We start from the raw sequence: 12,275 nt of genomic DNA, 5'->3' as shown, positions 1-12,275 counted from the left end.
GTTCACTCATTAATGACTGTACTCCTTTTCTTCATGATTGCCACGCACACGGCGATGAGCGCGATCAGCACCAGGCTGATCGGGCCCGTTCCGAGTCCAAGCCCACCCCTGGCAGGGGAGACGGCGATCCAGTCGGCGAACGAGGCACCCAACGGCCTGGTCACGATGTAGGCGAACCAGAACGCGACGATCGGGTTCAGACCGAACCGCCCGTACCCGATTGCAGGCACAGCAATGACGACGGCGAAGAGAACACCGGAGCCAAAGTACCCGAGCCCGAGAACGGTCGCCGTGAGGTCACCGGCAGCGGTGCCGAGTGCGAACGTCACCAGCACCGTGAGCCAATAGAAGGCCTCGCGGCGGGGCGTCGTGATGCTGTGGATCGAGAGCGTCTTCTCGCTTCGCCGCCAGAGAACGAACACCACGGCCAGCGCCACGGCGAAGGCCACCGTGGATGCGAGGTACGGGATGCCCAGCGCAACATGAGCGACGTCGGCCGCCATCGTGCCGAACACGCTCACGAGGGCGACAGCCAGCCAGTACACCCACGGCGTATAGGTGGCTGTTCGGAATTGGAGCAGCAACGCACCCGCCAGAAGAAGAGCCGCAATCGGGATCACGAGGAGCGGCTCGAAATTCACATTGAGAAAATCCGACGTCGTCTCCCCCATGCCAGTGGTCAGCACCTTCGCCAGCCAGAACAACGCGGTGGCCTCAGGCACCTTAATGAGGGTACGCGTGCCTGCGCGGGCGGAAAGGGCGGCTGTCTCGCTCATTCCCCCACATTAACCACGCAACGTGAACGCAGTGTTTCGCCTGAGAGGATTCACACGGTCCAGCTCGGCCCGCGGTTCACCCACGCAGGCCTCGTTGCACCTGAGGCGAAAGGCCTAGGCGGCGGTCGGGAGCGACGCCTCGATCAGGGCAACGATGGCGGGGTGATCCGGCTCGGTGCGGGGGCGAAAGCGGTGAACCTCGCCGTCTGGGGTGACCACGAACTTCTCGAAGTTCCACTTCACCTTGCCGGCCTTGCCCTCCGCGTCGGCTGCCTTCTTCAGCTCGGTGTAGAGCGGGTGTTCCGAGCGACCATTCACCTTGATCTTCTCGAACATCGGGAAGGTGATGCCCCAGGTCGTCGAGCAGTACTCGGCAATGGCCTCTTCAGTGCCGAGCTCCTGCAGGAACTGGTTACTCGGAAACCCGAGAACGGTGAACCCACGGTCGCTGTAGATCTTCTGCAGGTCTTCGAGCTTGCTGTACTGCGGGGCGAGCCCGCAGCGCGAGGCGACGTTGACAATGAGCTTCACTTTGTCGCCGTATTCGGCGAGCGAAGTCTCGCTGCCATCGATGGTTGTGATCGGGATGTCATTCAACGAAGTCATAGCTGAATCGTAAGCCCGATTCCATGCGTGATTGCCGTACTCTCGAACCGATGATTACTTCACTCGCGACCCCGTATGAAGACCTGCTGCGCCACACTCTCGAAGCGGGCTCGGCCAAGTCAGACCGCACAGGCACCGGCACCACGAGTGTCTTCGGCGCCCAGCTGCGTTTCGATCTGAGTAAGGGCTTTCCCCTCATCACCACGAAGCGCGTGCACTTCAAGTCCATCGCCTACGAGCTGCTCTGGTTCCTGCGCGGCGAGAGCAACGTCGGGTGGTTGCAGGAGAACGGTGTCACGATCTGGAACGAATGGGCAGACGCCGACGGCGAGCTCGGCCCGGTCTACGGGGTGCAGTGGCGGTCGTGGCCCACGCCAGACGGCTCGCACATCGACCAGATCAGCCAGGTCATCCACACCCTGAAGACAGACCCCGACAGCCGGCGGATGATCGTGTCGGCCTGGAACGTCGCCGACATCCCCTCGATGGCACTGGCGCCCTGCCACGCCTTCTTCCAGTTCTACGTCGCCGACGGCAAGCTCTCGTGCCAGTTGTACCAGCGCAGCGCCGACATGTTCCTCGGGGTGCCGTTCAACATCGCCAGCTACGCGCTGCTCACCCACATGGTGGCGGCGCAGGCGGGTCTCGAGGTGGGCGACTTCATCTGGACCGGCGGCGACTGCCACATCTACGACAACCACCGCGAGCAGGTCACCGAGCAGTTGAGCCGCGACCCGTACCCGCTGCCGACCCTGACGATCAACCGGGTGCCCGCGAGCATCTTCGACTACGAATTCGGCGACTTCGAGATCGTCGGCTACCAGCACCACCCAGCGATCAAGGCGCCGGTCGCCGTATGAGCGCCTTCGCAGGTGCGGGTAACCGGTCAGTCGTCAAGGTCACCGCTGCTTTCACCACTGCTGTCACTGCCGCCGCCATCTCAGCGGGCACGGCAATCGCATGACGCTCGGGATGATCTGGGCCGAAGCCCGCGGAGGCGTGATCGGCCACGGCGGCACGATCCCCTGGCGACTGCCCGAAGACCTCGCGCACTTCAAGGAGCTGACCCTCGGCGACACCGTGCTGATGGGCCGGCGCACCTGGGACTCGCTGCCCGAGAGGTTCAGGCCGCTGCCCGGTCGCCGTAACCTCGTGCTGACGCGCGACGCAAGTTGGGCATCCCCCGGCGCAGAGGTCGTGCACAGTCTCGCCGAGGTCTCCTCCGACGACGACGCAATCCTCTGGGTGATCGGCGGCGGGGAGCTGTACCGGCAGGCCATGCCGTCGGCGACCAGGCTCGAAGTGACTGAGCTCGACCTCGGCGTGAAGGGCGACACCCTTGCTCCTGCGATCGACGCGACGTGGGAGCGCGCCACGTCTTCACCGTGGCTCGAGTCGGCCACGGGCATCCGCTACCGCTTCGTCACCTACACCCGCTGACCTGCACGCCACTCTGCTACCCCTGTAGTGCGGGCAGAAAAACACCCAAGAACGCAACTTTGGGTGTTTTTCTGCCCGCACGCATGACCCGGGATGGGTCTCGCGAGTCAGAGCGGTTTGATACCGAAGGCCTGGGCGAGCTTGTCGATCTTCTGGGCGCGGCCGAGGCGCGGCAGGTCGCTGCCATCACGGATGACCCGCCCCCGCGACTCGAAATCGTCGAGGAAGTCGCGGGCCCACGTGGCGTCAGAGCGCGTCGGGCTGATGACCTCGTTGATCACCGGCAGCTGCTCGACATCGAGGCACAGCTTTCCCGTGAGCCCGAGTGTGACGGCGAGCGCAGACTGCTCGCGAAGGACAGGGTGACTGCTGCCGACGGTGGGGCCGTCGATCGGGCCGGGCAGGCCGCCGATGCGGCTGGCCACAACGAGACGCGACCGGGGGTAGGCCATGGCGAGATCGTCTGCGCCCGTACCGGTGTCACGACGGTAGTCTCCGCTGCCGAACGCCAGCCGGAAAGCTCCTCGTGCCTCGGCGATCGACCGGGCCTCTTCGATGCCGAGTGCCGACTCGATCAACGCGATGACGGCGGTGCCTCCTCCGAGGCGGTCGAACGTCTCGGTGACGTGGGCACCGGACTCGGTCTTCGCGAGCATCACGCCGAGGAGGCCGGGAAGACCTTTGAGGGCGTCTACGTCGTCCGACCAGAACGGGGTGCTGTGGTCATTGATTCGGACCCACGCGCTGCCTCCGTTGCTCAGCCACGCAACAACATCGTTTCGCGCGGCCGGCTTGAGTTTGGGGTCGACCGCGTCTTCGATGTCGAGAACGATCTGGTCTGCGCGTGAGCTCGCCACTTCATCGAACGTCTCTGGGCGCGTGGCCGCAACCAACAACCACGAGCGAGCGATTTCGGCGGGGATCTGGTCTGCACGGTACGCAGAAGTCGTGGTGCCTTCAGGGCGGGAAGTGTCGGTCATCATCGGCTTTCTCTGTTGCGGTTTCCGCCCGCAATGTTATCCCGTCGACAGACGCGCTCGGATCGTCTCCCCCGTTCTGGTGGCACCAATTCGGGAAATGCTGCCGACGTACCCTACGCTGAAGCAACACCACCGCTCGTCACTGAACCCCCCTGTAATCCAGCGCTCTCTGACCCCCTGATGGATTGACATGAGACTGAGTCTGCCCGGCCGCATCGTCACGGCGATCAGTGCGATCGCCCTCGTCGCCAGCGGCGTCTCGGTGGCCTCGGCCGCGACACCAGCCCACGCACCTGCCGCTGCGGTCACGGCAACTGGCTCTGGATGGCTGCACACCGACGGCGCCACCATCAAGACGGCCGCCAACGCCCCCTACGTCATCAAGGGCGCGGCATGGTTCGGACTCGAGACGTCCAACTGCGCACCGCATGGACTCTGGTCGATCAGCCTTGATTCCGGCCTGGCACAGATCAAGTCGATGGGATTCAACACCCTTCGCCTGCCCTTCTCGAACGAGTGCCTTGCCGCGAAGACCAGCAACTCGATCAACTACCAGGTGAACCCCACACTGCAGGGCCTCACTCCGCTTCAGATCATGGATGCGGTGGTTGCCCGGGCGAGGGTCTACGGCCTCAACGTGTTTCTCGACCAGCACCGCCCCGACTCCGGCTCCCAGTCCTCCCTGTGGTACACGGGCGCATACAGCGAAGCCTCGTGGATCAGTGACTGGAAGATGCTCGCCAAGCGCTACGTGAATGACCCCACCGTCATCGGAGTCGACCTGCACAACGAGCCGCACGACACGGCGTGCTGGGGATGCGGCAATGCCGCCACCGACTGGCAGGCCGCCGCCACGCGCGCAGGCAACGCCGTGCAGACCGTCAACCCGAATCTGCTCGTCATCGTCGAAGGTGTCGAGAAGCAGGCAGACGGCAGCTCCACCTGGTGGGGCGGTGGGCTCCAGGGTGTTGCTTCGAAGCCGGTCACCCTCACGGTGCCGAACCATGTGGTCTACTCCCCCCACGACTACCCCTCCACCGTCTACAACCAGACGTGGTTCTCTGCGTCGAACTACCCGGCGAATCTCGCGGGGGTCTGGGACAAGAACTGGGGCTTCATCGCCAAGACAGGCTCGGCGCCCGTCTTGCTCGGCGAATTCGGAACGAAGCTCGAGACCGACTCCGACCGCAAATGGTTGAGCTCCATCGTCAGCTACCTGGCAGACAACTCCATGAGCTTCGCCTACTGGTCGTTCAACCCGAACAGCGGCGACACCGGCGGGCTGGTGAAAGACGACTGGGTCACACCGCAGACGGAAAAGCTGGCTGCACTTCAGCCCCTTCTCGGAGCAGGTACACCGACACCGGTGCAGACCCCGACGCCGACGGCCACCCCCACGCCGACACCCAAGCCCACCGTCACACCTTCGCCCACACCGAAACCTACGGCCACGCCGACACCCACCCCGAAACCGACGGTCACTCCGACTCCGAAGCCCACGATCACACCCACACCCACGCCCACGCCCACGCCCACGCAGAAGCCGACCGTCACCGCGAAATGGATGCTGCAGAGCGCGTGGGGAGCCGGCTATGTCGCAGACATCGAAGTGACGAGCCCGACGGGCGCAGCCGGCTGGAGCGTCACCTGGCCTGACACCGCGTCGACCTCCATCGTGAATGCCTGGGGTATGAACTGCACGATCTCGGCCCACACTTCGATCACCTGCACCGGCGCCGACTGGGCAGCAAAGCTCAGTGCGGGTCAGACGGTCAGGGTCGGCCTTCAGGTCTCTGCAACGGCCGCGCCGAAATCACCTGTCGTGACGGTGACCGCACGCTAGAGACGAGCCGGCGCGACCGCCCAGAGACCGCCTCGAAACACCGTGGAGAATCGGTCAGACAACGCTGAGGCAACTGACGGCTGGCGGGTGTATTCTCGCTCGCATCCGCTCAGTCAGTGCGGGTGTGCAGGAGGCTCGTCGCTCATGAATCGCAACGTCAAACGGTGGATGCCGGCACTCGCCGTGCCGGTGCTGATCGCCGGAGTCGCCATCGCCGTACCGATCTCCGCCGATGCAGTCGCCGCCAACGCGACCGCGAACCTTCCGTCGAAGACCCCGCAAGAGGTCATCGCCATGATCGGCAACAGTTCGATCACGGCGTTCTCGGGCACGGTCACCCAGTCATCGAACCTCGGCCTGCCCGAGTTACCCACCTCCGGCACCGCTGGGTCAGGATCATCCGGCTCGTCGACCGCCGATGCCGCCTCGGCACTCGAACTCCTCACCGGTTCACACACCGCACGTGTCTATGTTGATGCATCAGGTGTAGACGCCTCCGGTACAGGCCACACCCAGGCCCGCATACAGGTCCTCGACCAATTGGCAGAGCGCGATGTGATTTCGAACGGCACGGATGTCTGGGCCTACGATTCAAGCAAGCAGACCGCCGTTCACACGACCCTGCCCGCCAACACCGACAAGGCAGCCGACCCAGGCAATCCTGTTGCCGCACCACAGACGCCAAACCAGCTTGCGCAGAAGTTCCTCGCAGCAGTCGACCCGTCCACGAATGTCTCGGTCGGGGGCGACGTCACCGTCGCCGGCCGGTCGGCCTACGACCTGATCCTCTCGCCACAGGCCACGGACACCCTGGTCGGCACCGTCTCGATCGCCGTCGACTCGGCGACCGGGATGCCCCTGCAGGTGCAGGTCACTGCGCGCGGGGCGAGCGACACCGCGTTCAGCACGGCGTTCACCTCGCTGAGCCTCGACACCCCCTCTGCCGATCTCTTCACCTTCACCCCACCGGCCGGAACAACCGTGACAGAGAAGACGGCACCAACCAGGGGCATCGAATCGGAGACCCCCCCGACCCCGTCGGATTCCAGCAAGCCGACCGTGATCGGCACGGGCTGGAGTTCCATCGTCGAGCTGCCGGCCTCGAACAGCACCGACCTCAGCGCTCTGACCAGTTCTCCGTTGTTTGCAGGCCTCACGACCCCGGTTGACGGAGGCCACGTTCTGCAGAGCACTCTCGTGACGGTCTTCATCACGAGCGACGGCCGCGTGCTGGCTGGGTCGGTGCCTGCAGCCCAGCTCCAGGCGGCCGCCGCGGCCAAGTAGTGGCTGCAACTCCCGCGCCACTCGCCTCCGCGGCCGCGGCGGCGTCGGGCGAACTCGCCATCGAGACCCACAGCCTGACCAAGAGGTTCGGCAAGCAGACCGCCGTCAACAGCATCGACCTCGCTGTGCCTCGCGGGTCGGTGTTCGGCTTTCTCGGCCCGAACGGCTCGGGCAAGACCACGACCATCCGGGTGCTGCTCGGGTTGGCCTCTGCGACGTCGGGCGAGGTGAGTGTGCTGGGCCGCGCGCTCCCGAAGATGCTTCCCGACGTTCTGCCCCGAGTCGGCGCCCTGATAGAAGGCCCCGGCTTCTATCCTTTCCTCTCCGGGGCCGCGAACCTTCGTCGACTGGATTCGGCCGATCGCTTCGTCTCGAGCAGTACCCGGCGCGCACGGGTCGATGAAGCGCTCGAGAGGGTCGGCCTCAGCCACGCCGCCGACAAGAAGGTGCGAGCCTACTCGCTGGGAATGAAGCAGCGGCTCGGTATCGCGAATGCGCTGCTCACCCCCCGCGAACTGATCGTGCTCGACGAGCCGACCAACGGCCTCGACCCGCAGGGCACCAGGGAGGTGCGCAACCTCGTGCGTTCGCTCACCGAAGAAGGCACGACGGTGTTCGTCTCGAGCCATCTCTTGGCCGAGATCGAGCACATGTGCACCCACGCAGCAGTCATGAGCGCAGGTTCACTCGTTGCCCAGGGCAGTCTCGATGAACTGCGGCTCGCGGGGCAGACCCGCGCGCGAGTGGTGACCCCGGACACGGCGGCGGCCGAACGGGTGTTACGGATGATCGGGCTCGACCCCGATCATCCGACCCCCGTGGCCGAACAGGCGCCGACAGAGGGAATCGTGACGGCCCCACTCGGCGATGACCGGCCTCCGGAGTCGATCGTTGCCGCACTCGTCGCCGAGGGAGTCCGTGTGCGCGGTTTCTCCGTCGAACGAGCCACCCTCGAAGACCTGTTCGTTGCTCTCACCGGGGAGGGGTTCGACGTTGCCCAGTGACGAATCACGGGGTGGTGGAGCAGCCGGTGCGCTCATGACGACACCGCGAAAGGCGAACGCCGGATGGGCGCTGCTGGGGTCGGAGCTCTCCGTTCTCTTCCGCCGCCAGCGCACCTGGGTGATGCTGGCCGCGCTTGCCGCGATCCCGGTGTTGATCGCCGTCGCCGTACGCGTGTCGACGGCCCGGCCACCATCGGGCAGGGGCCCCGCTTTTCTCGACCAGATCACCCAGAACGGACTGTTCGTCAGCCTGGTCGCCCTGACGATCTGCATTCCGTTGTTCCTGCCCCTGACGGTCGGCGTCGTCGCCGGTGACACCATCGCCGGTGAAGCCAGTGCGAGCACCCTCCGGTATCTGCTGGTCTCACCCGTCGGCCGGGGCCGGCTGCTGATCGTGAAGTACGCCGGGGCCGTCGCCTTCTGCCTGGCGGCCGTGATCGTGATCACGCTCGCCGGTGCACTGATCGGTGCAGCCCTCTTCCCCATCGGTCCGGTGACACTGCTCTCAGGCGACACCATCGGCGTGCCCGAAGCAGCCCTTCGCGCGCTGGTGATCGCCGCCTACGTGACCGTCTCACTGCTGGGTCTCTCGGCCATCGGGTTGTTCATCTCGACACTGACAGACATTCCCGTGGGTGCCATGGCGGCCACCGTCGTCATCTCGATCGTCTCGCAAGTGCTGGATTCGCTGCCGCAACTCGACTGGCTGCATCCGTGGCTCTTCAGCCACTACTGGCTGAGCTTCGCCGACCTGCTTCGCCAGCCCATCGAATGGTCGTCGTTCGGCACGAACGCCGTCCTGCAGCTCGCGTACGTGCTGGTCTTCGGCGCGCTCGCGTACGGCCGATTCTCGACCAAGGACATCCTCTCCTGATGGGTGTCGATCAGCCCTCGACGCCCGGCTCATCCTCGCACTGCCCAACCTGCTGATTTGCCGCTAAAGCCGATTCCTGACCGACTTCTGCGCGTGGCCCAGCACGCTTCCCAGTAGCGTCAATAGAGGTTGCCCCAGACCTTGGTTGCCATATCGATGAAGGTGCATCGCCCTCGTGCGACCCGCACTCTCTGCAAAGCCGAACCGCGGAATGAGGCTCTGATGAGCAGCCTGTCTATGAATGCTTCTGTGCCGCCCACGTCTGTGCCGTCCATGTCGTCGGCGCCCTCGAACTCCTCGGCGTCTTCTGCCGCTCTGGCGGCGTCGGGTACCTCGACCCCTGTGGTGACGTTCACGCGCACGAAGCCGGGCGGCAACCGTGCGAACCCGACCACAGAATATTCGGCGCTCCTCCGTACCGTGCGTGACGCGGGCCTGCTTCGCCGGAGCACGGGCTACTACTACGCGATGTTCGGTTCGTTGCTCGTCGCACTCGGCGGAGTGATCACCGGCTTCATCCTCCTGGGCGACTCCTGGTACCAGCTCCTGATGGCTGCCGTTCTCGGCGTGATCCTCACCCAGTTCGCCTTTCTGGCGCACGAGGCCTCACACCGGGCGGTCTTCGAATCGGGCAAGGCGAACGACATCGTGGGCCGCATGCTCGCCAATCTCTTCGTCGGAATCAGCTACTCCTGGTGGATGACGAAACACAGCCGTCACCACGCCAACCCGAACATCATCGGCAAAGACCCCGACATCGATCAGGACGTCGTCTCGTTCACCGAAGACGACGCGGCGAAGACCCGCGGAATCTACGCCTGGTTCACAAAACGCCAGGGCAACTTCTTCTTTCCGATCCTCGTGCTCGAGGGCCTGAACCTGCACGTGCACGGCTTCCGTACCGTCTTCGGCAAGGGCAAGGTCGACAAACGGGCCGTTGAGATCACCATGCTCCTGGCCCGCATCGGTGCCTATGTCGCCGTGATCTTCCTGATGCTGCCTCTGGGTATGGCCTTCGCCTTCATCGGTGTGCAACTGGCCGTGTTCGGTGTGTACATGGGCTCATCATTCGCTCCGAACCACGTGGGCATGCCGATGTTGCCGAAGGACTCCCGCGTCGACTTCCTTCGCCGCCAGGTGCTGACCTCGCGCAACATCAGCGGCGGCTGGTTCATCAACTGGTTCATGGGTGGCCTGAACTACCAGGTCGAGCACCACCTCTTCCCGAACATGGCGCGCCCGCACCTGAAGGCCGCGCAACAGATCGCCCGCGAATACTGCGAGACTCACACGATCCTCTACACCGAGACGACGCTGCCCGAGGCGTACGGGATCGTCATCACCTATCTGAACAAGGTCGGGCTCGCTGCCGGTCGGGATGCCTTCCAGTGCCCGGCAGCGTCGGCCTACGGTCGCTGACACTCAGTTCCCTGTAACCCGATCGTCACAGCAGGCCCTGTCGTTCGCCTCGTCGTGCCGCGTAAACTCTGTTCATGGGGAGCCCGCGCAGCACCACACTCGTTCTGGTCGGTACCGAATCGCCCACAGCACTCGGTGCGCTGGGCCATCATGCCAACGTGCATGCCGGATCGCTCGCGGAGAGCACCGACGATGAAGTCCAACGCTGGGTGAGCAGGTCCAGCGCACCCTACGTCGTTCACGACCGTGACCCTCTGGCGCACGTCGCCGCCGCCTGGGTCGAGTTCTTCGACGATCTGGCTACCCTCGGCACCCTCGACCTCGAAGTCGAACGGGCCACGTCAGCGTTCCAGGGCGGCACCCTCAGCATGCCCGACTACTACATCGTGGTCGACCCCGAGGGTCTCCCGGCCACCTGGAAGCACTGGTGGCTCGGCGTGCTGCCCCAGGCCGCGCCGACGCGGGTCATTCCCTGGGCCACCGGCTCGACACCCCTGACACGCGTTCTGCGATCGTTGCCAACCGGCCGATCATGGCCGGAGCCGGGGCCCTGGCTCCGCGAGGTCGCCCGCTCGGTTCCCGACCAGATCGGTATAACCACCCAGAAACCGGCGGCGCCCGACCTCTGAACCGGGCCAGAAGCCGACAGCACCGGTCCAGCAGCTCTGCTGCCCACCGCGGCCGCTCCGGACCCTGGTATATCGTTAGTACACCCCAACAAATTCACTGACAGAATTTCGTCTGTCCGAGTACCGGTCGTGCAGACCGATCCTCAGAATAGCCAGGCCATGCCCACTGTCTCCACCCGAACGTTCCCGTGGCCCGTCGTCATCGGCATCGTGCTGATCGGGCTCGTCCTGCGAGGGCCGATCATCGCCGTGGCACCGATCAGCGGGATCCTCCGCTCCGATCTCGGGCTCACCGCGGCCCAGGTCGGGCTCCTCACCACGCTGCCCGTTCTGTGTTTTGCCATCATCACCCCGTTCGCCTCGTTCTTCGTCGGCAGAGCAGGGGCCAACTTCGCCACGACCGTCACGGTCATCGGCGTGGGGCTCGGTACGATCATCCGTTCGGCCGGCGGCGTGGAGGCCGTCTTTGTGGGCACCATCATCATGGGTGCGTTCATCACCGTCGGCAATGTGGTGGTGCCGGTGCTGATCCGCCGGGATGTTCCCCCACGCAGAGTGGGGATCGTCACCGGCTCGTACACCTCGGCCATGAACGTGAGTTCGATGATCACCTCGCTCGCGACCGCACCGCTCGCGCAGGCGTTCGGCTGGCAGGCCGCCCTGCTGGCGTGGGGAGGGTTCGCCATCATCGCCACAGTGGGCTGGCTTCTGGCGATCGGCCCCCGGGCCGCCTTCCACGTGGGTCCGCTCAGGCCGAAGCTCGAATCAGGCGCCTTCGAGACGGTGGCGATCGACACCCAGTCGATTCCCAGCATCCAAGGGGTGCATGCCCGCACGTGGCGAAGTGCCTCTGCTCTGCTGCTCTCGCTGGCGTTCGCCGGCCAGGCCTTCTCGTACTATGGGGTGACCGCGTGGTTCCCGACGATCCTCGAAGACGAGGTGGGGCTGTCGGTCACGGCGGCCGGATCGAGTTCGTCGATCTTCCAGATCGCAGCCGTCGTCGGGGCGCTGGGAGTACCGCTGTTGTCGACGCGGACCGGCATTCCCCGAACCTTCGTGCTGGTCGCCATTCTCTGGGTCAGCTGCCCGGTCGGCCTTCTATTCGACCCCTCGGCCTGGTTCGTCTGGGGCTTCTTCGGTGGTGTCGCCCAGGGCGGCGGAATCACCATCGTCTTCATGCTGATCGTGCAGCTCGCTCTGAACGGCACGCACGCCCGCGGCCTTTCGGCCATGATCCAGGGCGTGGGTTATGCGCTCGGCGCGACGTCAGCCACTCTGCTGGGGGCGGCTCACGACGCCACGGGCGCGTGGACGGTGCCGCTCAGTATTGTCGTCGTGTCGACCCTGGTCTTCAGCGCGGCCGGCCTGGCCGGTGCGATCAGGGCGAACCGCACCCGCCCGCTCTCGCACTGAGCGGCAC

Annotated in this window: 12 protein-coding genes; 9 read left to right on the top strand and 3 right to left on the bottom strand. The window is 65.1% G+C overall.

The annotated features are described in order from the left end of the window. Positions 1-2 precede the first annotated feature (2 nt). Together JOE66_RS04410 and JOE66_RS04405 are read right to left on the bottom strand one after the other, a co-directional pair. Positions 3-776, bottom strand: coding sequence for a COG4705 family protein (locus JOE66_RS04410; RefSeq protein ID WP_205107105.1), 774 nt, complete (start codon positions 774-776; stop codon positions 3-5). Positions 777-890: 114 nt separating this feature from the next. Then, entirely contained in the window at positions 891-1,382 is a 492-nt protein-coding gene (locus JOE66_RS04405) for a glutathione peroxidase (RefSeq protein WP_205107103.1), read from the bottom strand. A 50-nt stretch (positions 1,383-1,432) separates the two neighbouring features. Here JOE66_RS04405 and JOE66_RS04400 point away from each other — a divergent pair, with 50 nt between their 5' ends. Further along, positions 1,433-2,242: a thymidylate synthase gene (locus JOE66_RS04400; RefSeq protein WP_205107101.1), complete on the top strand. Its 810-nt coding sequence runs from the start codon at positions 1,433-1,435 to the stop codon at positions 2,240-2,242. A 100-nt stretch (positions 2,243-2,342) separates the two neighbouring features. Then, positions 2,343-2,822 (top strand): dihydrofolate reductase, encoded by a 480-nt coding sequence (locus JOE66_RS04395; protein WP_205107099.1) that lies wholly within the window; start codon positions 2,343-2,345, stop codon positions 2,820-2,822. A 107-nt stretch (positions 2,823-2,929) separates the two neighbouring features. Here JOE66_RS04395 and JOE66_RS04390 read toward each other — a convergent pair whose 3' ends face one another. Then, on the bottom strand, positions 2,930-3,805 hold the full coding sequence (locus tag JOE66_RS04390) for an HpcH/HpaI aldolase/citrate lyase family protein (protein WP_372435476.1): 876 nt from the start codon (positions 3,803-3,805) through the stop codon (positions 2,930-2,932). Between the two features lie 187 nt (positions 3,806-3,992). Between JOE66_RS04390 and JOE66_RS04385 the strand changes: the two genes are divergently transcribed. From JOE66_RS04385 to JOE66_RS04355, 7 genes are all read left to right on the top strand, one after another. Continuing rightward, positions 3,993-5,645 carry a cellulase family glycosylhydrolase gene (locus JOE66_RS04385; RefSeq protein ID WP_205107095.1) on the top strand — a complete coding sequence of 551 codons (1,653 nt, stop codon included), beginning with the start codon at positions 3,993-3,995 and terminating at the stop codon, positions 5,643-5,645. 144 nt (positions 5,646-5,789) lie between these two features. Further along, positions 5,790-6,929 carry a LolA family protein gene (locus JOE66_RS04380; RefSeq protein WP_205107093.1) on the top strand — a complete coding sequence of 380 codons (1,140 nt, stop codon included), beginning with the start codon at positions 5,790-5,792 and terminating at the stop codon, positions 6,927-6,929. Then, complete coding sequence (locus JOE66_RS04375; RefSeq protein WP_205107091.1) at positions 6,929-7,933, top strand: ABC transporter ATP-binding protein; 1,005 nt, start codon at positions 6,929-6,931, stop codon at positions 7,931-7,933. Before JOE66_RS04380 ends, JOE66_RS04375 begins: the two co-directional genes overlap by 1 nt. A gap of 34 nt (positions 7,934-7,967) precedes the next feature. Further along, the gene (locus JOE66_RS04370) at positions 7,968-8,807 is read left to right on the top strand and encodes an ABC transporter permease (protein ID WP_205107089.1); all 840 of its coding nucleotides are present in this window, start codon (positions 7,968-7,970) and stop codon (positions 8,805-8,807) included. 222 nt (positions 8,808-9,029) lie between these two features. Continuing rightward, positions 9,030-10,226, top strand: coding sequence for a fatty acid desaturase family protein (locus tag JOE66_RS04365; RefSeq protein WP_239518218.1), 1,197 nt, complete (start codon positions 9,030-9,032; stop codon positions 10,224-10,226). Between the two features lie 74 nt (positions 10,227-10,300). Next, positions 10,301-10,855, top strand: a complete 555-nt coding sequence (locus JOE66_RS04360; RefSeq protein WP_205107087.1) for a hypothetical protein — start codon at positions 10,301-10,303, stop codon at positions 10,853-10,855. A 159-nt stretch (positions 10,856-11,014) separates the two neighbouring features. Continuing rightward, entirely contained in the window at positions 11,015-12,268 is a 1,254-nt protein-coding gene (locus tag JOE66_RS04355; RefSeq protein ID WP_205107084.1) for an MFS transporter, read from the top strand. Positions 12,269-12,275 lie beyond the last annotated feature (7 nt).

It is taken from the genome of Subtercola frigoramans, from assembly GCF_016907385.1.
In the GTDB taxonomy this organism is placed as follows: Bacteria; Actinomycetota; Actinomycetes; order Actinomycetales; family Microbacteriaceae; genus Subtercola; species Subtercola frigoramans.
This window is presented reverse-complemented; position numbering and strand designations above follow the sequence as displayed.